The sequence below is a fragment of the Actinomycetospora sp. CA-084318 genome, assembly GCF_050955885.1.
Classification (GTDB): Bacteria; Actinomycetota; Actinomycetes; order Mycobacteriales; family Pseudonocardiaceae; genus Actinomycetospora.
In genome coordinates, this window is record NZ_CP192098.1 from 2,741,176 (window position 1) to 2,766,387 (window position 25,212).

Below are 25,212 nucleotides of genomic sequence, written 5' to 3' on the forward strand. Positions count from 1 at the left end.
ACCGTGCTGGACTGGAACACGGAGGGGGTACCGGGTGGACGCGTCGTCACCACGCTGGCACGAGGTCACGCCGTCGGAGTATCCGTGGGAGCGGGAGGCGCTCGCGCACATCCGCGAGCTCCTGCCCGACAAGAACCCGTGGAACGCGTGGTCGAACTTCACCTTCGCCGCCCGGGACGGGCGCCTCCACGAGGTCGACCTGCTCATCGCCGGCCCGAACGGCGTGTATCTGATCGAGATCAAGAACTACAAGGGTCGACTGACCGACGACGGGCAGTTCTGGACCCACCGGGCCCACACCGAGCCGAACCCGGTGTACGGGGCGGACCGCAAGAGCAAGGCGTTGGCGTCCTACCTCGCCACGGAGGCGCGCCGGGTCGACACGCGCATGGCGCCTCCGTTCGTCGGCGCGTCGGTGTATCTCGCCGAGCCGTCGCTGCGCGTCGAGCTGTCGTCGTACCAGCGCCATCGCGTCTACGTGCCCGACGACGCCGCAAGCCGCATGCCGCGCCTGTTCGGCGGGCTGCTGCTGGCCCCGCCCGAGCGGGACGCACCCGACCCCAAGCTGCTCGCGAAGCTCCCGCAGCTCCTGAAGAAGATCGGGATCAGCGCGCGGGCGCCGAGCAGGTCGGTCGGCAACTGGACGCTCGACTCCCGTCCCTACGACGAGGGCCCGTCCTGGCAGGACTTCCACGCCTACCGCCCCGGCGTGCCCGGCAACCCGCACCGCCGCGTGCGGGTCTACCTGGAGCACCGGCTGGACGATCCCGAGGCGCGCGCCTCGGTCCGACGCGCTGCCGAGCGCGAGATGTGGGCGGCCGAGGGCGTCCACCACCCGGGCATCCTGACGCCCTACGACCTCGTGGAGCACGAGTTGGGCCCGGCCCTGCTGATCGAGCAGGAGCGCGGCGCCCGGCGCCTCGACGAGTGGCTCGTCAGCGAGGGCGACCTGCCGATGCCGCAACGGCTGGGCCTGGTCCGCCAGCTGGTGTCCGCCGTGGCCTACGCGCACCGCAAGGGTCTCGTCCACCGCGCGCTCTCACCCCGCGCGGTGCTCGTCGAGTCGGCGGTCCTGCGCGTGGGGGAGTGGCAGCTCTCCACCCGCGACATGGCCCGGTCGGGGAGCCCACGGCAGATGGCCGCCACCGCGCGGGCTGCCACACACCTCGACCCGACGGTCGAGCCCTACCTCGCGCCCGAGTTCGCGAGCGAGGGCACCGACGGGCGCACCGATCTCGACATCTTCGGCGTCGGGGCGATCGCCTACCTGATCCTGACCGGTCGGGCGCCCGCTGCGAGCCAGGCGGAGCTGCGTGACCGCGTCGTGGCCGAGGGCGGGCTCGACCCGGCCACCGGCGATGCGGCCGTCGACGCGGCGGTCCGTACGGCCACCCACCCGTCGCTGAGCGAGCGGATGCCCTCGATGGAGGACTTCCTCGAGGCGCTCCGCCCACGGCGCCCCGAGCAGGACCGGCGCGACGATTCCTCGGACATCGATCCTCTCGAGGCGTCCGAGGGCGCGGTGCTTCCATGGGGGTACACGGTCGAGCGGGTGCTCGGTCAGGGTGGCTCGGCCCGGGCTTTCCTGGTCCGCCGCGACGGACTCGAATCGGTACTCAAGATCGGCCGTGGAGCCGAGGCCGAGGACCTGCTCGCCGCCGAGGCCGCCGCACTCGAGGACCTGCGGCACGACCACGTCGTGGTCCTGCGACGGGCCTCGTTCCCGGTCGGTCGCCGCTACGCCATCGAGATGTCCCATGCCGGTGCGCGGACTCTCGCCGATCTCCTGCGCAAGGAGGGCTCGCAGCGCGGGGCTGCGCTGGCCGAGATCGGCGACCAGATTCTCGCGGCCGTCGAGTACCTCGACGGCCGCGGTGTCCACCACCGTGATGTGAAGCCGGCGAACGTCGGCCTGCGTGACCAGGCCGCCGACGGGTCCCCGCAGGCGATCCTGTTCGACTTCTCGCTGGCCGCCGCCCCCGCCGAGGACACGGCGTCCGGGACGCCGGGCTACCTCGATCCCCACCTCGGGTCGGCCAAGCGCACCGTCTACGACAGTGCCGCCGAGCAGTACGCGGTCGCCGCGACCCTCCACGAGCTCGCCAGCGGCGAGCTGCCGCGATGGGGCGACGACGGCACGGCTCCCGTCTTCGTGGAGGAGGTGAGCCTCGCCGAGCACGCCTTCGACCCGGAACGGCGCGGCGCTCTGCGGACCTTCTTCCGTCGCGCTCTCGCGAAGGCTGCGGGCGATCGCTTCCCCTCGATCCCGGAGCTCCGCAAGGGCTGGCAGGAGGTGTTCGCGGAGGCGCGGGAGACGAAGCGTGCGCCGGCGCCGCCCCCGCTGGCGCTCGACATCCACGTCGACGTCGTCACGGCACTGCGGCGACTGTCCGTGTCGGAACGGGACGCCAGCGTCGCAGCGCTCACCACGGCGTGTTCGCCCAGGCCCCGCCTCGTGGCGCCGGAGGCGGCCCGCGACGAGCGCATGCGGCTGCTCGCGGTCGGCCCCGAGCTGGTCGGCGTGGTCCTCCTTCCGGAGGGCACGGGACGTGGGCTGCTGCTCTCCCTCACGTCACCGGCGGACGCGGCCGACTACGCGCGGTCGCGCACCGCGTCGGTGAACCGGGTCAGCGGTGAGCTGGAGCTCCGGGACGCCGTCGCCCTCGACCGCCTCGCCGATGCCCTGGGCGGTGGCGGGCCGAAGGTCGACCTGTTCGCGCACGTCGACGCGGCCGCCTTCGACGAGTTGGGGGTGGACGAGCGTATTGTGGAGTGGGCCCGTGCCGTCCAGACCGTCGTGCAGCTCGAGAACGCCCAGGGCATCCTGCCGGCCGCGCAGTACGCCGTCCTGCTGCCACTCGCGCGCGGCGAATCCGTCGAGGCGGTCAAGAAGCGCATCGCTGCCACCCGCACGACCGACCCGGTGGACCCGATCGATCTCGGTGCGGCCGTGGGCCGGTCCGGCGGCCAGGTCGTCGTCATCGACGACCTCGCGGAGCTGCGGAAGCTCCTCGAGAAGCCGATGAGCCACTTCCGCACCTTCCTGCACCCCTCGCAGGAGAAACTCGCCTACCGTCCGAACTGGGGGAGCGCCCAGGTCACCGGCGGGCCGGGCACGGGTAAGACCGTGGTGGCCCTGCACCGCGTGAAGTACCTGGTGGAGCAGAAGCAGCCCGGACCGGGGAAGATCCTCCTGACGACCTATACCAAGGGCCTCGCGCAGGCTCTCGAGCGCGACCTCCGCGGGATGTTGGACCCGGAGCAGATGGCGGCCGTGCAGGTGGTCAACATCGACGCCTGGTCGAACGGCCTCGTCCGTGAGCGCCGGGGCATCCGCCTCTCGGTGCTCTCGGACACCAAGGAACGCGACGAACGCTGGCGGCGCGCCGCGGCCTCGGCCGGGGTGGATCAGGGCGCGAAGTTCCTGCACGCCGAGTGGGAGCAGGTCGTGCTCGCCCAGCAGATCACCTCCGAGCAGGACTACGTCGGGTGTGAACGCCCGGGGCGCGGCAAGGCCCTGCCACCCGCGCGCCGCCCGGCCATCTGGCGCGCCGTCGAGACCTTCACGCGCGAGCTCCGGGCCGACGGCAAGTGGACGCACCCCATGATCGCCGACGAGGCCGCGCGCCTGCTCGCGGCCGACGATCCGCCCTACGAGCACGTCGTCGTCGACGAGATCCAGGACCTCCATCCCGCGCACTGGCGGCTCGTCCGGGCGGCGGTGAGGTCCAAGCCCGAGGACCTCTTCCTCACTGGCGACCCGCACCAGCGCATCTACGGGCACCGGGTCTCGCTCCGGAAGGTCGGCATCAACATCGGCGGTCGCCGCTCGACGAAGCTGACGCTGAGCTACCGGACCAGTGCCGAGATCCTCGCGTGGGCGCTCCGCATGCTGGGTGAGCACCACGAGACGGGTCTCGACGACGTCGCCGACGATCTCGCGGCCTACCGCTCCGCGTTCACCGGCGAGGACCCGGTCGTTGTGAGCGCTGAGGACCGCGCGCAGGAGATGGCCGATCTCGCCGAGGCGCTCCAGGCGTGGCACGCCGACGGCATCGACTGGGAGGACATCGCCGTGGTCGCCCGTGGTCAGCACATCTGGCGGCCCGCCGCGGCGGCGATGCGACGCGCGGGCGTCCCTGTCGTCGAACTGAAGAAGGCCGCGACGGGCGACGAGTCCGTGCGGATCGGCACCATGCACGGGCTCAAGGGCCTGGAGTTCCGCGCCGTCGCGGTGGTCGGGGTGAGCGACGGCATCATCCCCCACCCGGGCGTCACGTCGGCGGACGAGGACCTCGTGGTGCACCGCAACGAGACGCAGGACGAGCGGAACCTGCTCTTCGTCGCCGCGACACGCCCCCGCGAGCGGCTCCGCGTGTCCTGGCACGGCACCCCGAGTCCGTTCCTGCCCTGATCCCTGCGATCCACGCACGTGAGGGCGCCAGAGGTGCGTACGCTGGTGTGCATGGCCGAGCGCATCACGGTGAGCTTCGACGAGTCGGTGGCGAGGCGCGTCCGGCAGTGCGGCGCACACACTCGCGGTGGCGCCAGCGGCTATCTCGAGCGCCTCGTCCGGCAGGACGAGCTGCGCGAGGCGTTGCGCGCTCACGGGCAGTGGTTCGAGCAGCACCCGGACTACGACTCCGACGCCCAGGACGAGGCCGCCGCGGTTCGCGATGCGTCGCGGTGAGGTCTGGCAGTACAGCGGTCTGCTCGGCCGGCAAGGTCAGTCCACGCGCCGACTGGTCGTCTCGGCCGACCTGCTGAACGAGAGCGAGCACGTCGCCACGTGCTACGCCCTCCACGTCCTCGACAGCGACCCGCAGTCGCTGCTGGCGGTCGAGACGGAGTGGGGGTGGGCGTCGGTCCTCCTGCTCGACCGCCCACCGCGGTCGATGCTGACGTCCCGGCTTGGCGAGGCCACGGCCGGACAGATGGACAGCGTCGACAACGCCCTCCGGGCGGTGCTCGAGCTGTGACCGTCCGTGGACTCGTCCGTAGTTCGGGCGTGGCCTGCGAGCGCCGACCGGACGACGTGCCAATGTGTCCTCGTGGTCGGCGGTCGCGACGAGTGGACAGGCACGCTCGGGCCGGAGGTTCGTCTCGATGCCGACGCGCTGCCTCTTCGCGCCATCGCCGGGTTTTCCTCCGACGGTTCCGCAGGAGCGTTCCGCGGATTGACCGACGAGGGCGACTTCTGGGTGAAGCCGCTGAACAATGGACAGTCTCCACGCGTCCCGGTCAACGAGTACATCGTCGGTCGCCTGGGCCTGCTGGTCGGAGCGCCTGTGTGCGAGGTGCAGCTCGTCGAGGTCGGTCCGGACTTCGCGGCCCAGGAGTTCGCGCCGGGTCGGTTTCTCGAAGCGGGGCTGGCGAGTGGGTCGCGGGATGTCCCCAATGTCAACCCGCTGCGGACCTTCGAGCACCGGCAGGACGACGACAACCGTCGACGCCACGCCGGGGTGTACGCGCTCTACGACTGGTGCTGGGGCGATGACGACCAGTGGCTGTACGACTGGAGTGACGGCTACCGACTACACAGCCATGACCACGCCTTCTTCCTGCCCGGGCCAGGCGCGGACTGGACCATCGAGGATCTCGAACGGTGCGCGGACCAACCCCACCAGCTCTCGGCCGACCCGGTCGGGCTCGACGTCGACGCCGTTCGCGGGTACGCCAATCGCCTCAATGCGCTGACGGCGGACGAGATTCGAGGCATGCTTCGGACGGTGCCGACCGGCTGGCCGGTCGACCAGCAGGAACTCGAGGCGCTCGGATGGTTCCTGGAGCGTCGCGCGCCGCAGGTGGCGCGCCGGATGGCCGAGCTGGCAGCGATCGTGGACGGGAGGAGTACCGGGTGAAGTTCGACTACAGCGTTGTCCGCTTCGTCCCCGACCCCTTTCGCGGCGAGTTCGTCAACGTCGCTCTCATCGTCGGGAACCCGACGACCGGCGAGTGGGCCACCCGGCGCGTGGCCAACGCGTCCCGTGCCCAGGCGTTCCGTAACGGCGCCGAACTCGGCGCGGTCTGGGACTACCTCGATCGTGTCGATGCGATGGCGGCCGCCGTCGAGGACGACGGCGTCGTCAGCGGGGACCTGGGCCCGGCATGGCTGACCGAGGAGCACCGTCGGCTGCAGAACCTCGTGCAGCTCTCTCGTCCCCGACCGGTTTCGGCGGAGAACGTCGACGAAGCCATGGACCTGCTCTGGCGGCGGCTGGTGGTCGACCCCGCCGAGCAGCCGCGCGCCTCGACACAACCGACACGTCGCGCACTCCGTCAGGCGTATTTGAGTGCTGCGATCGACCCGGCTCTCATTCACGAGAACTGTCGCGCCCAGGTTGGCCGGCAAAGTGTCCGCGTCGACTTCGCCATCGCCAACGGCCACGTCGCCCAGCTGGCCCATGCCTTCACCTTCCGCGGACAGAACCCGTCAGACACCGTGCGCCGGGTGAAGGCTTGGAGCTGGACCATGAGGGATGTCCGCGACCGCGACGGCCACCTCGACTACGGATTCTCGATGGGACTGCCTCCGTCGCTCAACGGCGGGGTGCCGATCGACGTCCTGCACGACGATCCCGTCTCGGACGAGGGGCGGCGTGCGCTCGACGAGGCCGCCGAGGTCCTGGAGCACCTTGACGTGACCCTTCGCGGCGCAGCGGAAGTGGATGCGGTGGCGCGGACGGCTGCACGACGCCTCGGCCGAGGAGAACCCTGAGGGGTTCAGCGCTACTCAGCTCCAACTGCTCGGGCCCGGCCAGGTCTGAAGAATACGCTCCGTCAGTTCCTGGCCACGTCGGTCGATGGCCTCCTCATCCCACTCGTCGAGGCTCTGCAGTCGATTGTTCAGAAGGAGAACGCTGTGCTCCGTTAGAGCGCCGCGCTTGCCGCCAGCACCGTTGCTGTTCGTCCACGGACCGTTCGACATCGACGAGTTCAGCGGATGGGCAACCAGGGTCAGGTTGCCAAGACGATCCACTCGTTCCTCGCGGTCAGCCCGAGCTGATTCTTCGTCTTCCCCCGAGGGAAGGGGCCAGTGCTCCTCCGATTGCTGCGGCATGATGTGCTCGATCGACAAATCGGATGGCACGGGCCCGGCTTCGGTCATGGAGTTCTGTCGCAGCGCGATCTCGCACGCTTCGAGAAGCATCCGCACGCGAGGTTGGCCCACGTAACGGTAGAGTGTTCTATTAAGAAGACGATCACAGATCTGGTCGTCGTCCGGCCATACCGATGTCGTCGCCTTCGAGCTGCGGAGGGTTTCGATCACGGCGTCATCCGCGTGAGCCAGATCGGCCTTGATCGCCTTGATGAGAGCATTCAGCTGTCGATTGTAATTCTTTCCGGTCAGACGCAGTACTGCTCGGCGTACGAGCCAGCTCTCCAAGGCTGCCAGTGCTCGCGTCCGACGGACCGGGTCGAGTTCATTGGTCCGGAACAGGAGGAGTGCGATCGGGAGCATGGTCGTCGTATCCATGGTGGCCATGCGTGAGAAGAACAACTGCTCAGGGCTGCCGATCGGGTAAGATATGAAGCTGCGGTATGTCTGAGCGTCCTCGCACAGACGTCGCATCAGGTCGCCAGTCGAAGCATTGCTTGTGAGCAGCTTCGAGCGGAACTTGTTGAAGAGTGCGTCTACCCGCACTACTTCCTCGCACTCGACCGCCATCCAGTGCATGAGGAACCAGTCCGCCCGCGGTCTCAGCTGGCGGCCCTGGCGTTCTTCTTGGCTCCAGTAGGAGTCGGTCTCGAAGGTGGGGAGCCAGTAGTCGCGGTGCAGAGCGTCAGCGGGACCACGCTGTTGCTGGACTTTGAGGAAGCCGGCGTTCTTGACGAGGTCGAGCGCCCCGAGACCCGTGCCCCTGGCGTTCAGGGTCTCGAAGATGACTTGGGCATTGTCGGTCTCGTCGAGATTGATGGAGACGACGTAGAGAAGCCCGTTCAGACAACGACGGAGAGCGTCGGCTTTCTCCAGAATCGACCACGAGGGTAGATCGGCCTCAGTCTCGGCCTCCTCGTCGCTCTCTTCCGAGCTCTTGAGCCAGGAGCGGATGCGTCGTGCGAAGTAGCGGTATGCGGCCTCGAGGCCCTCCTCCTGCCCTGAGGTCGGGCCGCCGACTCTCACGGCAGAGAGGAATGCGCCCCGGTCTCGCATCGAAGGTCGAATCTTGAGTTCGAGATCGCCGGTGACGGAGGGCCCCCTGTTGACCGTCAGTGAGGCGATATCGTCGGAAACAGCCGACGCGTCGAACTCTCGTGTCACATCTCGCGCGGCGCTGAGGAGAATTTGTAGGGTGGTGAGCCGCTGCTGTCCGTCGATGACCAAGCGTTGGTCGACTCCGCCCGGCTCATAGTGTTGCTGTTCGAGGACGATCGGCCCTAGGAAATGGCGATCGTGCGTGCTCGCTCCCGGATCCCTGAGATATCGCGTTGCAATGTCGGAGACGTCGTCCCAGAGCGGCGCCCAGTTTTCTTCCTGCTTCCAGACGTAGGGACGCTGGTAGACAGGAACGATGAACTGAATCCGACCGTTGAAGAGGTCGTAGACGGTTTGAGTGCTCGGCTGTCTCACAAAGGCTCCTGTCTCGGAGGGTGGCGGGGGCCGAGGCCGGCGGGGGTGTCGGCGAGGGAGGTCCATCCGACGCCGCCACGGGAGATCGCGGCAGCCATGCGGTCGTAGGCGTCGAGGATGAGACGGCGGGTGCGGAACTCGCCGAGGTCGCGATGCTCGTACTTGCGCACGACGAAGAAGGAGTCGAGGACGTGCTCGGTCTCGACGCGGCTCAGGCCGTAGACGTGCATAAAGGCGGCGTCGAGGTCGGCGCGGAGCAGGGTGCGGCGCTCGGGGTGCCAGCGGAACGGCGGGCCGTGGTCGTGCATCTCGCGTGCATACGGCCGCAGGCGCCACGACGTGTACGAGAGCTCGAGAACGTAGGGCACGACCCAGGCGGCGAGCGTGACGTCGGGCTGCCACGAGCATGGCCGCTCGAAAACCTCTGGTGGCGGGCACGCGAGCTGCTGGACGACCGAGTACGTCATGTGCGTGCCGCTCAACTTCTGGCGCGACACGTAGTCGAAGACCAACGACGACCACGTGGCGTGCAGCAGCGGACCGTGCTCCGGGCTGGAGGGAAAGGCGAGCGGGAATGCGTGGCCGACCGCGCTCATGGGGAAGACAGATGGGACAAATGTTCGCTCATTGCTCGGCGTCGTGATGTCGCGCCAGCCGAGCAGCCAATCGCGATCCCACACTCCCGCGAGCCGCTTCTCGACGACGCTCCGGTCGACCCAGTAGCGAGCGATCGACTCGATGTCAGGATCGTCGTGCTGCTCGGCAGTGACGCGGGGCAAGGTGCCCTTGTTGAGCTGCGCCTGCGTGGCATCGCGGTACGTCGAAAAGCGGTGGTCGAAGTGGCTGAGCATCTTCGCCTCGTACAGCGGGACGTCTTCATCGTCGGGCTGTTGGTAGGACCAGCCGTCGAAGTCGCCGGAGTTCAGTGATTCCGGGCCGCGGAAGAGGTCGGAGTCCGTTGCCATGTTGAAGAGACCCTGGCGGAAGGACAGGCCCCACGGACTGGCTAGGGGCGAGTCACGCACTAGGACCAGCTGATTCGCGTAGATCTTGAGCACCAGATCGGCGTCGGTCCGTGAGCGGAACACAGGCATGGTGCCCGTGTTCGGATTAAGAAGAAGAACCTCCTCAGGGGCTATTTCATATCGGCGCTGTGGCACATCGGTTAGGTGACGAGTATAGAAGGCGAGGCGTGTTCGTGTGGCCACTCGATCGGGCCCGCTCATGGATGTCACGGCGAAACGAAACTTGTTGGTGACCGTCGGAAAAATCTTGGCCTCGTTCTCGAAGTCGTAGAACGCGAGGAGGCTTTTCGACGCAAGGAGGTCTGCGAAGAAGGCAGAGGTCGTCTTGTCAGTGGCGATGCCGGTCGGGGTAACGAGGCCGGCGGCGCCGGTCGGTCCGGTCATGGTCCGGAAAGTTTCGGCGAAGACGGCGTAGGTGTTCAGCTTGCCCGTCGCGGTGAGCGGGAATCGGCCCCCTTCTCTCAGGAAGTGGTTCGTCCCCTCCGATGTCCGTTGGAACTCGACGTAGGCGTCGTGAAGCGGGCGGTCGGCGCTCGGGAGCTTCTCGATCATGCTGCGGCGTATGGCAGCCGTCTTAGCGTCAGCGATGTCGTCGCGGTCGACCGAGGCGAAGAACTGCTTGTCCTCCACCTGAAGGGTTTCCCAGGGCGGGTTGCCGACGACGCAGGAGAACCCGCCGGTCCAGCCCGTGGCGGGGTCGGCCCCGTCCTCGGGAACGGCGAAGATCGTCGGGAACTCCAGGTGCCAGTGGAAGAACCGGAAGGCACGCGCGGTGTCCTCGACGATGCGGCCGACGCCGGGGTCGATGTCGAGCGGGTCGGCGGCGAGGCGGCGCAGCGAGCCGTGGGTGATGCCGACGCCGCTGTCGGCGTCCTTCGGCTGCACGAACGCCGCGCACCAGGCGTCGGCGACGAAGCGGGCGGCGGTGAGGTCGGGGTCGTACTCGTCGAAGCGTCGCCAGGCGTCGGCGCGGCGACGGGCTGCCTCGACCGAGCCGTCGTCGCCAGCCTCGAGGGTGCGGGCCTGCGCGGCGATCCGGTCGGCGGCGTCGGCGTCCCCGGTCTCCAGGGTCAGTTGGTTCTCGCCGCGGGCGCGCTCGGCCTTGTTGCGCTTCTTGAGCTTGGCGGTCCGTTCCTTGTCGTCGCCGGGCAGCACGGTGAAGGCGGCGTCGGGGATGCCGTCGGCCAGCAGGGCGGGGGTCGTGCCGAGGAGGGCGTTGCCGAGCTTGACGTGGCTGTCGAGGAAGGGGAGCGGTCGGGAGCCGTCGAACGCCTCGAGCCACAGCGCGACCTTGGTGATCTCCACGGCCAGGGCGTTGAGGTCGACGCCGTAGATGCAGCGACCGACGACGTCGGTCACGGCGGCCCGGACGGCGCTCGGACCGGGCTCGGGCTCGTTCGTCCGGACCTCGGCGAGCGCCTGGCCGATCCGTCGTGCGGCGGCGACGAGGAAGTGCCCGCTGCCGCAGGCGGGGTCGAGGACGGTGAGGTCGAGCAGTGCGGCTTCGGGGTCGCGGGCGGCGCGTGCCTCGACGATGAGCGGGTCGAGGGCCTCCTCGAGGACGAGGGAGATGAGCGCGGACGGCGTGTAGTAGGACCCCGACTTCTTGCGGTCGCTGCCTGCCGCCTCCTGCAGGGTGAACTCGCGAGCGGCCGGGTCGTACCGCGGCACGTAGGCGAGCAGTCCCTCGTAGACGCCGCCGAGCTCCTCGGAGCCGAGGTTGCGGTAGTCGACCGGGCGGCGGACGCCGGTCACCGGGTCGTGGATCTGTGCGAGCGCGGCGACGGCCGCGAGCAGGTCGCGATTGGAGATCGAGGCATCGGCGAGGGCGTCCAGGGCGTCACGGTCGAACAGCCAGGCCGCGAGACCCGGCAGCCCCAGGGCGGGCAGGCCGTCGTCGGCCAGCGCGTCGGTGACGAGGAGGTGGGCCGCCCACAGGTCACCGTGGCTGGTGCCGGGGCGCGACGACGCGAACCGGCGCAGCTTCGCCGTCGAGAAGTAGTCGGCGTACCGGGCGCGGACGTCGTCGGGCGTGTCCGGCGGGTGCAGCAGCCCGCGGTCCTCGACGACGAACAGCACCAGCAGCCGGTAGGCGACCCGCAGCAGGGCGCGGTGCAGGTCCTCCGTGCCGTGGGGCGACGAGGCGAGGCGTGCCCGCAGGGCGTCGTTCGCGGGGTGGGCGACGAAGCCGGTCCCGAGGACGGCGAGGGCGCGGGCCACGTTCTGGCGCAGGGCGGTGAGGGCCCGCGCGCCGTCGTGAATGGCCGTCGTCCGCCAGCGCTCGAGCCAACAGGTCTCGGCGGACAGCGTCGGGGCCTCGACCGGCTCCTCGGCGTCCTCGTCGATGGCGGTGACGGACGGGAGCGCCGGGGTGAGGCGACTCGCGTGCACCGTCAGGAAGAGGAGCCGGAAGTCGGCGAAGCGCTGGTGGGTGAAGATGTCGTCGAGGTCGAACTCGACGTACGAGCCCCGCGCGAGCGACGAGGCGTCGCGCAGGACGCGCAGCAGGTGGCCGTTGGACAGCAGGCCCCACAGGTAGCGCGGATGGCGGTTGAGCAGCTCCTGCACCATGCCCTGCGGCCCGCGCTTCGCGAGCCCCGCCGTCTTCACGTCGAGGTCGACGCCGGCGCCGACGAGGTGCAGCGCCACCCCGACCTGCAGCTCGTCCTCCCCGCCGGGCCATTTCCGGTGATGTGACAGCGGATAGCGAGTCGGCTCGTCGTCTCCCACCCCGGCAGGGGTCTCGACGCCCCGTTGCAGGCGCAACTGGTCGGGACGTCCGTATCCGAGCACGTCGAGCAGCGGCAGCAGCCACTTATCGCGGGTGAGGGCGACCGCGGCGTCGTCCTCGGGACGCTTCTCTCGTTCGAGGACCCAAGCGCGATAGGCGTTGAGGCAGACTTCCCAGGCCCGCGCCACGGCGGCGCTGATCGTGGTACCCGGTGGCAGCTCATAGTCCGTGGCGGACTGGCCCGGCAGTTTCAGCTCTGCCGCCGGGACGAGAGCCTCGCTGGGCAGGACCGCGCCGACCGTCCGGACCGACGGGAACGCCGAGATCGACAGCGCCGTCACGCCGTTCCTCCACCTGGTAAGTAGACGTACACCCCGAGGACGTCCGGCGGCGGGAGGAGCCGGGCCGTGAGCCCGCGCACCGCGACACGGCTGCTCTGCCGTACCGCTCGGTGCGACGCGACCGCCTCGGCGGCGACCCGTTCGCCCCGGGCCACGAGGTCGTCCGCCAGAAGCGGGACGCGGGCGAGGGCCTTCTCGAGCTGGCGCCGAGCGAGATCGTCGTGGACGTTGCCGCTGGGCGAGGCGGACAGCAGGGTCTCGGCCACGTCGTCGTCGAGCAGCATGAGGTCGTCACCGCTCGCGCGGAACGCGACGAACTGGGCGTCCTCGGCCACGTGGGTCACCGTCCGGCGCGCACCGGGCACGACGAGCTCGACGCGGTACCGGACCACAAGCAGCGTCGTCACGGCGTCGACGGCGTCGGTACGCATCACCCCGGCCCGCCGGGACGGACGGGCGGCGTCGGGTGTGAGGGGGTCGAGCGCGGCGTCGAGGGTGTAGCGGGCGATCGCCTCGACTGCAGCGTCGGTCCGGCTCAGGAGCGGCTCACCCGACGGGGCGGGCGGCTGCCGGTGGAAGTGGAGGCGGCCTCTCGACGGCGGGAGCGCGTCGGTCAGCGCGCGGGGGAGGGTGTCGACGGTCGCGGAGAACCCGTCGTCGGTGGCGGCGAGCTGGCCGTTCAGCACACCGAGCGCCTCGCGGGTGAAGCGCTCGGCGTCGGCCGGGCCGCCCAGGCTGCGCCGCGCGTCGGCGAGGGCCTCCGCGACGACGTCGGGCCGCAGGCCGGCCTGCCGGAAGCGCGACCGCGAGGCCTTCTCACGCTCGGCCGCGTCCTCCCAGCGCGTCAGGACGGCCTCGCCGACGTCCCCGGTGACGGTCCCGCTGAAGTCGAGGGTCATCTGCTCCGGCTCGGTGCCGCGGAGCAGGAGCGACTCCCAGATGGCGTTCATGACGGTGGCCGAGTCGGCCGGGACCGGCACCGAGACGCCGGTGGAGCGCTTGATGTTCTCGTGGCGGCGCAGGAGCACGTCGAGGACGACTCCGTCGATCCGGTTGTCGGAGCCGTAGTACGTCACGGCACGGACGGTGGACGCCCGCTGCCCGAACCGGTCGACCCGGCCCTCCCGCTGCTCGTGGCGGGTCGGGTTCCAGGCGAGGTCGTAGTGGACGACGGCGGTGAACCCGTCCTGGAGGTTCACGCCCTCCGAGAGGCAGTCGGTGGCGACGAGGAGGCGCGGGCCGTCGTGGGCGCTCAGGGCAGCCACGCGCTGCTCGCGCTCCTCGGGCGGAAGGCTCCCGGCCACCGACTCGACGCGTGCCCGACGACCGAGGGCCTTCCGCAGGTGCTCCTCGAGGTACTCGGCGGTGGGGATGTAGCGGCAGAAGACGATGGGGTGGAACCCGTCGTCGAGCAGCCGCCCGAGCATCGCGACGAGCCGCTTCAGCTTGGCGTCCCCGGTCGGTCCGCGGATGGCGGCGGCCTCCGCCGCGAACTCCCGCAGCCGACGGCGGGTCGACGCCTCCGGGTCGGTCGTGGTGTCCGCGCCGAGACCGGCGTCGTCGTCCTCCCCGGCGTCCTCGGCCTCGACGTCGAACACCAGGGGCCCGGCGACGGCGTCCGCATCGGCGACGCTCTCGACCTCGAGCCCGGACCGGTTGCGCAGCGTCTGCTCGGCCGCGGCGGGGCTGGAGGCCAGGGAACGCAGCAGGGCGATGGCGGACCACCAGCGCACCCGCTGTCGGACCGTCGAGAGTTCCGGGTCGGTGACCTGCTCCTTCGCGAACGCGAGCACCCGGTCGAAGAGCTTCCGGTACGCCGGGGTGAGGGCGTAGGATTCCTCGGCCCGCTCCCGCGTCGGGAAGGGGGTCTCCTCGGTGGCTTCGTCGGTCGTCGAGCCCGGGAAGTCGCGCACGTCCGCACGCTGACGTTGCACCAGGTAGCGGGCGAGCAGTTTCCGGTCGTCCTCGCGCTGCGGGCCGGACAGGTCGGCCGGCAGGGCCGCGAGCCGGTCGTCGAGGAGGCCGACGAGCGACTGCCAGGCCCCGTCGTCGCCGTTGTGCGGGGTCGCGGTGAGCAGCAGCAGGTGCCGCTGCGGGTCGTCGGCCAGGGCGCGGAGCAGCGTGTAGCGCTGGTGGGCCTTGCTGGAGGGCCCGGCCGACGTCGGCGCGATGCAGGTGTGCGCCTCGTCGACGATGACGAGGTCGGGGCAGTGCACCGCGAACTCGTCCCGGCGGGAGCGCTGCTTGATGTAGTCGGTGGAGATGATCAGGTGCGGATGGTGGTCGTAGATCGTCTTCCCGAAGGGGACGTCCCGGGCGAGGCGGTTCGCGGTCGAGGGGAGCAGGACCTCCGCGCGGATGCCGAACTTGGTGCGCAGCTCCGACTGCCACTGCGGCGCGAGCTGGGGGGAGCAGAGGACGGCGAGCCGCGCGGCGTCGCCGGCCGCCAGGAGCTCCGCCGCGATGAGCCCGGCCTCCACGGTCTTGCCGATGCCGACGCCGTCGGCGATCAGCAGGCGGGTGGTGTCCTGCGCCGTGGCCATCATCAGCGGCACGAGCTGGTAGCCGCGGGGACTGACGGCGAGGCCCGCGAACGAGCGGAAGGGCCCGGTCGTGTCGCGGAAGCTGAGCCGCAGGGCGTCCCGGAGTAGGCGCGCCCGGACGGCGTCGCCACGGTCGTCGACTGTCGGCGGCGTGAACTCCGCGGGCTGCGGGCGGTCGAGATCGGGCAGGAGCAGCGCGGTCTCGTCGTCCCGCCCGCCGAGCGGTCGGACCAGGAGCGTCCCGGGCGCAGAGCCGGGCAGCACCAGCCAGTCGCGCCCACGGGCACTGACCAGGGTGCCGGGGGCGAAGGTCGCCGTCATCCGGGTCGAGCTCCGCTCCGCTACGTCTCCGCTCACCGACGGCCCCGACCGAAGACGCTCTCGAACTCCCGCATCCGCACGGTCCAATCGGGGTCGTCGTAGCGGAACCGGAGAACGAGCCACCCGAGCTCGTCCTCGAGTCGCTCGCCGGCAGCACGGTCCTTCTCGGCCTGGCGGGCCTCGTCGTGGACCGGACCGTCGATGAAGATCGCGGCGTCCAGCCCGTTCACGTGGTAGGTGAAGTCGGGCCGCACGTAGTAGCCGTCGACCAGCCGCTGGGCGTCGTCGGGCGGACGGAAGCCGTGCTCGCGGAGCAGGTCCAGGAACTGCCGCTCGAGCCCGTTGCTCCGCGCGTACAGCTCGTCGTCGTGGGCGTCGCCGTCATCGCCCCGCGGGGTCAGCGCGGCGTCCGCGAGCTCGGCGAGCAGCGGGACGACCGCATGCCGGTCGAGGGCCTGGTGGTCCCACTGGTTGCCGTAGGAGAGCAGGCAGTCGTAGCACGCCTGGGCACATTCCTCGGTTGCGTGCTCCGCCTTGCCGAGGTCCACGCCGGTGTCGGGGTCGTAGTGCAGCAGCTCGATCGCCCGCCGGGCCACCGCCGGGAGCTCGTCGGGCTCGGTCGCGAGCCGGCGGAGCACCCCGGCGCCCCCCTCCGCGGCCTCGAAGAAGAGCAGGTACTCCCAGGCGTGGTCGCCGTCGCGGGCCGGCATGGGTTCGGCCGCCAGCTCGGAGCTCTCCAGCTCGTATCGCGCCTCGACGGCCCGCTTCAGCGCGTACATGGCGGCCATGCGCTGGTCGGCGGGGAAGCGTCGGTCGAGCTCGAGGACCAGGGCGTTGCGGTGGTCCTCGACGTACGGCACCACACGGGGAGCCCGCTGCGGGTCGAGCCCGGCGGCCCTCGTCTCGCTGAGCCACTGGCCCTCGACGGTATCAAGGCGGTAGCCGTGGACGTCGGGATCCTTGCGGCGGCGCAGTCCGACGTTCATCCGGCGGATGAGCGCGGTGTCGCCGTAGGCGAGGGTCGCCAGCCCGGGGATGCTCGCGCGCAGCTGGCTGCCCCGCTGTCCACGCGGCTCGAAGCGGATCGAGGTGAGGAGCTCGTACCCGGCCCGCTGCCGCTCCTCCTCGTCGGCGCTGATGCGGTCACGACGACGGGTGCGGACGGCGAGCAGCCGCATCTGGGACTGCATCTCACGGAGCTCGGTGCTCTCGCACTGCTCGCATTGCACCGACCCGGTGGGCCCGTTGCCGTCGTTGAGGTAGCCGCAGCGCAGGCACCGCCAGAAGGAGGTCAGCCGCACCCCGGTGCCGTCGTCGTTCGCCGGGAGGCTGACGCGCGTGACCTCGTAGCGCGAGCCCTCGTGGTAGATGAACGCGTTCGGCCCGAACTCGCTGATCGCGAGGAAGCGGGGACGCTGGACGTAGTCGCCCTCGCCGCCGTTGCGGGTTCGGCGCTCGCCCGGGATGAACGCCGCGAGGGGGAGCCGGGGGAACGAGTAGCCGGGCAGGAAACCTTCGGACGCGAAGTAGCGGTAGGGGTAGAAGTCGCCCTGATTGACGTCGTCGATCTGGCCCTTGAGCAGGTCGAGCGCAGCGCGCGCTTCGTTCTGCTGCGCCTTCGCCCGACGCTTCGCCGGCTCCGATGCCCCGATCTCCTTGAGGACGGCGCCGGCGTTGTCGAGCTCGCGCTGGGCCTCGGCGTAGAGACCGCGCCACCGGCCGACTGCCCCATCGAAGCGCTGCGGTGCCTCCCGCACGACCGCCTCGACCCAGTCGTCCCGCCACCACGGCGCCTCGGAGACCTCAGGCGTGGCCGCCAGGAGCGACTGCACGTGGCGGGCCGCATCCTCCGCGGCCCGGCCGTTGCGGGTGGCGGTGAGCACCTCCGCCCGCAGAGGTTGGCCGGGCTCGTCGATGTCGAGGAGCTCGACCATGCTGGCCTTCAGGTCCAGTCCCGTGTGAACGAGCCACACTGCGTGCGCATGGGCCCGGACCAGGTCCTCGTTGCCGAGCTCGAGGCGGGGCGGGGACACGACGCCCGCGACCATGTCCTGGCTTCGGCCGAAGTAGTAGGCGTCGTGCGCGTTGCCCCGGGCACAGTAGGTGAGCACCACGGCCGGCTGCCCCGAGCGCCCGGCTCGGCCCGAGCGCTGGGCGTAGTTCGCGGGGGTCGGTGGCACGTTCCGCATCCCGACGACGTTCAGGGACTTGATGTCGACACCGAGTTCCATGGTCGGCGAGCAGTACAGGACGGGCAGCCGGGCGTCGCCGAACTCCTTCTCCCGCTCCTCGCGCTTCTCCGGAGGGACCTGAGCGGTGTGTTCGCGGGCCACGAGTCCCGAGAGCGACCCGGCGGTCTCGCCGTAGAGGCGCGCGAAGTACTCGTTCACGCGTCCCTCGCCGCGGGCCCCGCGCAGCGGGTCCTCGGCCCGTCGCCCTCCGGTCCCGGCACGCCACTCGATGACGTCGGCCTTGATCTGGTAGCCGACCGGACGGTTCCGCACGGCGATGCGCTCGAGCAGGCCCGCCTTCTCCAGCCGGGTCATCAGGTACTCGATGATGCCCATCGCGTCCGCCGGCTTGAGCGGCTGACGGTGTTGCGGGAACCGCTGCGGACGGCGCAGCCACTTCCCGTACAGGCCGAGACCGCTCAGGAACAGGTCGCTGCCCGCACCGGGGGCGCCGCCCTTCGGGCGGGGCGCGGGGTAGCCGACCGCGGCGTAGGTGCCCTGGTCGCTGGTCAACTGCCAGGAAGCCGTCAACCGCTGCGCGGCGGCGCTGCGAGTGGACTCGTACTTCTCCTCGGTCAGGTGCTCCGTGGCCACGCACAGATTGCGGCGGAGTTCGTCGAGGAGCACCTGCATCAGCTGCTCCCGCGTGGCCGCGTCGGCGCCGGCGAGCGGTTCCCCGGCGCCCGCCCACGCTGCGTCGTCCGCGGCGAGCTCCGGCAGTCCGAGGTAGGTGAGCGTGAGCTGGCCGGTCTGCTCCAGGTTCGGCATCGTGATCCGCCAGCCCCGGCGCAGGTCGGCCCATACGAGGTGAGCCACCACGCTGCGCAGCGCCTTCGTCGTCAGCTTGGCGACGGCGGGCGTCGCGTCCGGCTCCTGGGCGTACTCGTGCGGCTCCACCTGCAGCCTGTCGACGACGCGTGCCGCGAGCACGTCGTCGGTCAGCGGCTCGTCGGGGTCCTTCTCCTGCTGTTCGCGCACAGCGGCGAACAGCGCCGAGCGCATCAGGGCGACGAGCACGAAGTCGTTGAAGTGACCGGCCTGCAGGCTCGCGTCCTGGCGGTTGTCGGAGAACGCGAGGAACTTCCGGGCCACGTCGTCCAGGTCCTGCTGCGCACGGAGGATGCGCACGACGGCCTGGGACAGGACCGAGACCGCGCTCGCGCGGCCCTCGGTTCCCAGCGTGGCGACGCGGGAGAACTCGGACTGCTGGGTGCTCTCGTAATTCGTCCGGCAGCCAGGGCAGAAGTGCAGGGTCTCGAAGAACGCCGCAGGGACACCGACGGTGCCGATCGTGCCGAAGGGGTCGATCCGGACGGCCTCGGGGAGCCGCTTGCGTCGGTCGTCGACGAGTCGGCGCGGTCCCGCGTCGTCGAGAATCCACTCGTCGGGCACCAGGTCGAGCAGGGCCGCGTCGTCGGAGGGCCAGTCGGCGTCGAGCAGGAGCAGGAGGCCGGGCGTCCCGATCGCGGGTTGCGCGCCGGGACCTGTCGTCCGGGGCGCGAGCGTCTCGCGGGTCCGGACGACCGCGAGGTACTCCTGGCCGCACTCGCGGCAGAACGACAGCGGGAAGAGCGGTCGCCCCCGGGGCTCACCGGGCGCGCTGCGCTGGTACTGCGTGGTGAGGTGGCGCGACGCCGGAGGCTCCAGGGTGACGTAGGCCGTGTCGCCCTTGCCGATGAACTGGTGGAGCTTGAAGGCGAAGAGCGAGCGGCCCGCCCGGTCCCGGACCTCCGAGCCAGTGAGCAGGGTCTTCCGGATGGCTTCACGAGCGACGGCCTCGTCGACCCCGGTCGTCTCGTGGAGGTCACGGGCGGCCTGACCGAGGCGGATCGGCTTGCGTCGGACGAGCCGGCCCTCGCGTGGCTCCAGGCCGAAGGTCGTCTCGACCCACGACGCGAGTGGGTCGGTGCGCAACGCCTCGAAGTCGCCGGGCGGCCCGTCCGTGACGCGCTGCCGCAGCTGGTCCGTCGTCGGGATGCCCTGGGTCGCGCGCTGGAGCGTCTCGCCGACGACGTTGTCGGGACCGATCTCCGTTCCAAAGATGCGGTTCGCCAGGCGAGCGACCTCGTTGCGTTGCTCGAGATCGGTGCCCGGTCCGGCCAGGGTGGCGCTCGTGCCGATGCACTGCAGGTCCCGCCCGCCCGCAACGGCGCCACGGAGCCGTCGGACCAGCATCGCGACGTCGGCTCCCTGCCGGCCGCGGTAGGTGTGGAGCTCGTCCAGCACGAGGAATGACAGGTTCTCCGCACTCGAGATGAGCTCACGGCGCTCGTACGGCCGCGTGAGCATCAGCTCCAGCATCATGTAATTGGTGAGGAGGATGTCCGGCTTCTTCCGCAGGAGCTCCTCCCGCGCAGCCTTGTTCTCCTGCCCGGTGTACCGCGCGAAGGTCACCGCCTGCCTCGTCGTTCCGAGGAACTTCTCCAGCTCGCCGAGCTGCGAGTTGGCCAGCGCGTTCATGGGATAGACGACGACCGCCCGGACCCCGCGGCCGGAACCCTCCCGCAGGACGCGGTCGACGATGGGGACGATGTAGGAGAGGGACTTGCCGGACCCGGTCCCCGTCGTCAGCACGTAGGACTGCTGCTCGCGGGCCAGGCGGAACGCGTCGGCCTGGTGGCGGTGGAACGCGAGTTCCCGCCCGAGATCGGTCGGGGAGGTCCGGGCTCGGAAGATGTCCAGGCACCGTCGGTCGAGGACGCCTTCGTCGACGAGCTCGGACACGGTGCCCCCGGGGGCGAAGGCAGGGTTGAGGCCCAGCCACGGCTCGGGCCAGAGGAGACCGTCCGCGATCTCGCGCGCGACCTGGTCCTCGATCTGCGGGTCCTTGATCGTCAGGAAACTCCGCACGAAACGCGCGTAGTCGTCGAGCACCTCGTCACGGACCGTGAACGCGTCCATCGTCCCCCTGTCGTCCGACCGCCCCACCAAGTCACTGTCGGGTGGATCACGCTACAGATCTCTTTCCGGAGCAGTCGACACGTCTGATCGGGCGAGCACCGGTCCCGCCAGAGCGCGATTCCGGGCATCCTTTACCGTCCCTGGAGATCTCGACAATGATGATCGACTGGGGGACGACGATGACGGATCCGACGGCCGGGATGACGGCGGAGGACCGCAAGTACTGGCAGGCGGTCCAGACGTGGAAGGCCAGGCGCCTGCGCGCGGCCCCGCGTGAGATCGAGCCCGGGAGCTGGCGCGCCCGTGCTGCCTCGGCGACCACCGCCGTGCGCGAGAAGGCCGGCGCTGCCGTCGAGCGGATCCCGCAGAGCGAGCGCATCGGCGAGTTCGTCGGCCGTGCCTTCGAAGGTGCCTCCGAAGCCGGCGCCCGGGCGGGCGCGGCCTCGGTCCGTGTCGAGGCGGTCCTCAAGGCGTACCGGAAGAAGGACTACGAGGTCGACCGGCTGGCGGACATCCGGCGTCTCGAGGTCACCGACGTCCAGCGGGTCAAGCCGAGGCTCGACCTGGCCTACATCGCAGGCTCCGCCGCCCAGGGCGCGGGCACCGGCTTCCTCGCGTCGGGCGGGACGATGATCGCGGCAGGCGGTGCGGTCGGTACCGGCGGTGTGGCCGCGGCCCCCGGGGCCGGAGCCGTCGTCAGCGCCATGGCCATCGACGCCGCGGCGGGCATCATCACCGCGAACCGCGCGGTGGCCCACGTCGCCGCGTACTACGGCTACGACCTCGATGACCCGGCGGAGCGGGTCCTCGCTCTCGGGGTCCTGTCGATGGGGCTGGCGAGCGACGCAGGGAAGCTCGTCGCCTACCAGCAGTTCAACGGGATCGTGCAGGCCCTGGCCCGCCGGCAGGCATGGCAGCAGCTCAGCAAGAACCAGGTCGCCCAGGTGGTCGGCGCGGTCTACAAGGCGCTCGGCATGACCCTGACCAAGAAGAAGCTCGCGACGGCCGTCCCGGTGATCGGGGTCGCCGTGGGCGCCGGACTCAATGCGCGGACGCTGGCGCGCGTGGTCGACGACGCCGAGCACGCCTACATGGAGCGGTTCCTCCGGGAGAAGTACGGCCTGGCCATCGACGCGGAGGACCTGGCCACCTCGGGCGGGGTGATCGACGCGGTCGACGCCGAGATCGTGGACGAGTCCGACTGAGCGGATCCGGCCCCGGTGTCCGGGGCGCGGCGTTGTCGCGGCATCCTGGCGAGCCATGGGGGAGCGAGACGAACGATTCGCCAACTATCGGCGGGCGCGGTTGCGGGTGCACGAACCGCGTGGAGGCATGACCGAACTCAGGCCCTGTGAGCAGGGCACGGGGTACTTCCCGTACGACGGGCCGGTGCACGTCCTGACGGCATACAACCCAGGCCCCGAGGTTCTCGACGTGGTGGAGAACGAGCGTAGCCAAGCGGCTCTGATCGGCGAGCTCCCCAGCGATGTGCAGCAGTGGCGCGCGGAGGCAGGGTCGATCGACGGGTCGCACACCGAGGTGAGCGTCGCAGTCCGCGGCTTGTCCGACGAAGCGGCTCTGCAGATCGCCCGGCGCTACGGGCAGGACGCGATCTTCCGCTGGACCGCAGAGGCGTGGAGCATCCTTCCCTGCGACGGCGGCGCGCCCCTCCATCACGGCTGGCGAACCCGCTCGGTGCCATCGGGTCTGCCCAACGGCATGGTGCTCCGCCGCGTCACCGGTCGACCGGACGGCTCGGAGGCGGTCCTCGACCGGCCCACGCTCGACGAAACGACTCTCGTGCTGGAGCCCGGCACGAGCACGACCTTCCTGATCGACGAGTTCGTCGCGAGCCCGGCCGAGCTGACCGCGAAGGTGCAGGTCGTCGGCAACGAGCCGGACAACCCTGATGACTGGGACGACGAGTTCGCCGAGCACATCGAGACATTCGATGAGGAATTCCCCGGCCCTGATTGGGTCCACCGCTACTTCGGCGTGAACGGGCATCCCGGCTCCGTGGCACGTGTCGGAGAGCATCTCGTGCCGGTGCTCGACGAGGACGGGATCCAGCTCGCGGAGGTCGAGGTCATCGCATCCCACTCCTGGGACTCCGACGGTGGCGGTCGGCCGATGAGCACCGACGGCGGCAACAGCCTCGGGCGCATCCGACCCGGCGTCCTGTACGCCCGACAGTGGGGCGACTTCGGCGCCGAGCACGAACTGCTGCCGGACAACGGGGCCGAATCGCTCGCGGCGTGGGTCGAGCGCTGCGATCTCGCCATCGACGTCGCGCTGGCGACCGAGGAGACCGACGCGGAGACGCGCGAGCGCATCGACGGCTGGGAGCTCGATCTCCTGTTTCCCAACGACGACCTCGGCCGCCGAGCACGTGCGCTCCTCGCGGAACGGAACGAGCACTACCGGCGTACTCGCGACGCCCTGCAGGACCCCGGCGGCGCCGATGGGCAGCGCCTGCGCGCGATGGTCTCGGCCGTCGAGGAGGGTGAGGACCTCCCGGAGTCGGTCACCTACGGCATGTGGCTGTGATGCTGTGCGGCGACGGCTGCCGCAGCTTTGCCGACGCGCACCGGGTGCACCACATCCGTGCTCGCAGGGCCGGTGAGTCGCCCTGGGGATGGCGGGACGCCGTGGTGGAGTCCGTGACGGGCGGGCGGGTCGTCGTCAGGTACGTCGAGCCGGGCGTGGACGTGACTCTCACGCATCACCGCGAGGCTTGGGTGTCGCCGGGCGACCCGGTCCGCGTGCACGAGGAGTTCCGGCTCCTCGACGTGCGGGGCTCGTGGCTCGGTGTCGCCGTCGACGGCGGACTCGGCGCCGTCCCCGTGCCGGATCACGCAGACCTCTGGACGGCCGAGTCCGTGCCGGGCATTGCGGACCTCACTCGTGGCGAGGCAGCACCGGGCGACCGTTGACCGGCGAACGGGCCTAGCCGTCGTCGTCGTCCCCGTCGTCGTCCTGCGCCGGAGCGGGTGCGGCGGGCGCGGGAACCTGGGTCAGGGCCGGCGCCCCGGGAGCCGGGGCAGGGGCCGGCACGACCTGGCTGGTCGGCGGCGGGGCGGCGGGGGCGTCGTCATCGTCGTCGCCCTCCGCGGCGTGCCCGAAGCCGGTGAGCACCGCCACCAGACAGAAGATCGCCCCGAGGACGCCGAGCACGTTCACGATCCGATCCTTGGTCATCCCAACAATGGTGACCGCCGTCACCCGCCGAGGTCAAGATCTACAGCCACCCCGGCAGGATCAGCACGGCCCACGCGAGCAGCGGCCCCAGGACGACCACGGTGCCCGCGTAGGCGAGCATCCGGCGGTAGAAGGCGTCCCGGTCGACGTCCTCGGGCGTGCTCGCGAGCACCAGCGCCCCGTTGGTCGAGAACGGGCTGACGTCGACGACGGTGGTGGCGACGGCCAGGGCGGCGACCATGCCGATCGCGCTCACCGAGCCCTGCAGCAGGAACGGCAGCGCGAGCGGGATCGCGACCCCGATGATCCCCGCCGAGGACGCGAAGGCGGAGAGCACGCCGCCGAGGTAGAGCAGGAGCAGGGCCACCACCAGCGGGACGCCGAGCGCGACGATGCCCTGCCCCACCAGGTCCGTGGTCCCGACCTCCTGGAGGACCCCGACGTAGGTGATCACGCCGCACACCAGGAGCACGGTCGACCAGCTGATGCCCTTGAGCGCCTCGGCGTTGCCGGCGGGGGAGAGGATGCCGATCACGACGGCGAGGCTCATCGCCAGGACGCCGACGTCCAGCCCGAAGCCGACGGTGCCGACCGCCAGGACCACGATCGCCGCGAGGGTCAGCACCTGGGGGTAGCTCACCCGCGTCGCGGTCCGCTCGCGCACCGCGACCCCGCCCGCGCCCTCCGGCCCCGCCTCGTCGTCGGGCTCCTCCTCCTGCTCGACGTGGTGCGAGCGCACCCCCATCAGGTCGCGGCCGCCGAGCAGCAGGAAGACCGCCGCCGCGATGACGACGTTGAACGCCAGCGGTACGAGGAAGAGGGTCAGCGGGCTCGAGGGCAGGGGCGTACCGCCCACGATCCCGTTCACGACGACGCCGTAGACGCTGATCGGGGAGAACGCCCCGGCCAGGGACCCGTGGACGACCATCATGCCCATCAGCAGGAGGTCGATCCGGTACCGGCGGGCGAACGGCATCGCGAGCGGCGCCACGATGGCCACCGCGAACAGCGCCCCGATCGCGGAGAACACCGCGGCGAGCGTGAAGAAGATCCAGGGCGCCGCGACCAGGTGGCCGCGGACGAGCCGCATCGACCCGTGCACCAGCAGGTCGATCGTGCCGTTCTGCTGGGCGATGCCGAACAGGAACATCAGCCCGACGAGGATCAGGAAGAGATCCGTCGGGAAGCCCGCGAGCGCGTCGTCGAGACCGAGCCCCGCCACCAGCACGCCCACCCCGGCGGCGGCGACGAAGCCGATCGCCCCGAGGTTGACCGGGAGCAGGGTGGCGATCACGAACATCGCCACCAGCACCAGGATCGAGACGACCTCCGGTCCCATGCGCACCTCC

The 25,212-nt window shown here is 70.6% G+C and carries 14 protein-coding genes; 8 read left to right on the forward strand and 6 right to left on the reverse strand.

What is annotated here, in order from left to right; all coding sequences use genetic code 11:
• The first annotated feature begins 34 nt into the window (after nucleotides 1-34).
• The 5 genes from ACQPYX_RS13330 (at nucleotide 35) to ACQPYX_RS13350 (ending at nucleotide 6,718) form a co-directional block, all read left to right on the forward strand.
• Complete coding sequence (locus tag ACQPYX_RS13330) at nucleotides 35-4,414, forward strand: protein kinase domain-containing protein (RefSeq protein WP_433803391.1); 4,380 nt, start codon at nucleotides 35-37, stop codon at nucleotides 4,412-4,414.
• A gap of 51 nt (nucleotides 4,415-4,465) precedes the next feature.
• Nucleotides 4,466-4,690, forward strand: a complete 225-nt coding sequence (locus ACQPYX_RS13335) for a hypothetical protein (RefSeq protein WP_433803392.1) — start codon at nucleotides 4,466-4,468, stop codon at nucleotides 4,688-4,690.
• The gene (locus tag ACQPYX_RS13340; RefSeq protein WP_433803393.1) at nucleotides 4,677-4,979 is read left to right on the forward strand and encodes a hypothetical protein; all 303 of its coding nucleotides are present in this window, start codon (nucleotides 4,677-4,679) and stop codon (nucleotides 4,977-4,979) included. Before ACQPYX_RS13335 ends, ACQPYX_RS13340 begins: the two co-directional genes overlap by 14 nt.
• Nucleotides 4,980-5,051: 72 nt before the next feature.
• The gene (locus ACQPYX_RS13345) at nucleotides 5,052-5,861 is read left to right on the forward strand and encodes a hypothetical protein (protein ID WP_433803394.1); all 810 of its coding nucleotides are present in this window, start codon (nucleotides 5,052-5,054) and stop codon (nucleotides 5,859-5,861) included.
• Nucleotides 5,858-6,718, forward strand: coding sequence for a DUF3037 domain-containing protein (locus tag ACQPYX_RS13350; RefSeq protein ID WP_433803395.1), 861 nt, complete (start codon nucleotides 5,858-5,860; stop codon nucleotides 6,716-6,718). The genes ACQPYX_RS13345 and ACQPYX_RS13350 overlap by 4 nt, the downstream gene beginning before the upstream one ends.
• A gap of 15 nt (nucleotides 6,719-6,733) precedes the next feature.
• Here ACQPYX_RS13350 and ACQPYX_RS13355 read toward each other — a convergent pair whose 3' ends face one another.
• The 4 genes from ACQPYX_RS13355 to ACQPYX_RS13370 are packed head-to-tail and all read right to left on the reverse strand — an operon-like array spanning nucleotide 6,734 to nucleotide 20,665.
• Nucleotides 6,734-8,572, reverse strand: a complete 1,839-nt coding sequence (locus ACQPYX_RS13355; RefSeq protein ID WP_433803396.1) for a DUF262 domain-containing protein — start codon at nucleotides 8,570-8,572, stop codon at nucleotides 6,734-6,736.
• The gene (locus ACQPYX_RS13360) at nucleotides 8,569-12,669 is read right to left on the reverse strand and encodes an Eco57I restriction-modification methylase domain-containing protein (RefSeq protein ID WP_433803397.1); all 4,101 of its coding nucleotides are present in this window, start codon (nucleotides 12,667-12,669) and stop codon (nucleotides 8,569-8,571) included. The genes ACQPYX_RS13355 and ACQPYX_RS13360 overlap by 4 nt, the downstream gene beginning before the upstream one ends.
• Entirely contained in the window at nucleotides 12,666-15,533 is a 2,868-nt protein-coding gene (locus ACQPYX_RS13365; protein ID WP_433803398.1) for a helicase-related protein, read from the reverse strand. The genes ACQPYX_RS13360 and ACQPYX_RS13365 overlap by 4 nt, the downstream gene beginning before the upstream one ends.
• Nucleotides 15,534-15,565: 32 nt before the next feature.
• Nucleotides 15,566-20,665, reverse strand: coding sequence for a DEAD/DEAH box helicase (locus tag ACQPYX_RS13370; protein WP_433803399.1), 5,100 nt, complete (start codon nucleotides 20,663-20,665; stop codon nucleotides 15,566-15,568).
• 179 nt (nucleotides 20,666-20,844) lie between these two features.
• Between ACQPYX_RS13370 and ACQPYX_RS13375 the strand changes: the two genes are divergently transcribed.
• From ACQPYX_RS13375 to ACQPYX_RS13385, 3 genes are all read left to right on the forward strand, one after another.
• Nucleotides 20,845-21,870, forward strand: a complete 1,026-nt coding sequence (locus ACQPYX_RS13375; protein ID WP_433803400.1) for an EcsC family protein — start codon at nucleotides 20,845-20,847, stop codon at nucleotides 21,868-21,870.
• A gap of 127 nt (nucleotides 21,871-21,997) precedes the next feature.
• The gene (locus ACQPYX_RS13380) at nucleotides 21,998-23,212 is read left to right on the forward strand and encodes a DUF3293 domain-containing protein (RefSeq protein ID WP_433803401.1); all 1,215 of its coding nucleotides are present in this window, start codon (nucleotides 21,998-22,000) and stop codon (nucleotides 23,210-23,212) included.
• A complete protein-coding gene (locus ACQPYX_RS13385; RefSeq protein WP_433803402.1) occupies nucleotides 23,203-23,598 on the forward strand; it encodes a hypothetical protein in 396 nt (131 codons plus the stop codon). The genes ACQPYX_RS13380 and ACQPYX_RS13385 overlap by 10 nt, the downstream gene beginning before the upstream one ends.
• A gap of 13 nt (nucleotides 23,599-23,611) precedes the next feature.
• Here ACQPYX_RS13385 and ACQPYX_RS13390 read toward each other — a convergent pair whose 3' ends face one another.
• Entirely contained in the window at nucleotides 23,612-23,863 is a 252-nt protein-coding gene (locus tag ACQPYX_RS13390) for a hypothetical protein (protein ID WP_433803403.1), read from the reverse strand.
• Nucleotides 23,864-23,903: 40 nt separating this feature from the next.
• Complete coding sequence (locus ACQPYX_RS13395) at nucleotides 23,904-25,202, reverse strand: SLC13 family permease (protein ID WP_433803404.1); 1,299 nt, start codon at nucleotides 25,200-25,202, stop codon at nucleotides 23,904-23,906.
• Between the last annotated feature and the right edge of the window lie 10 nt (nucleotides 25,203-25,212).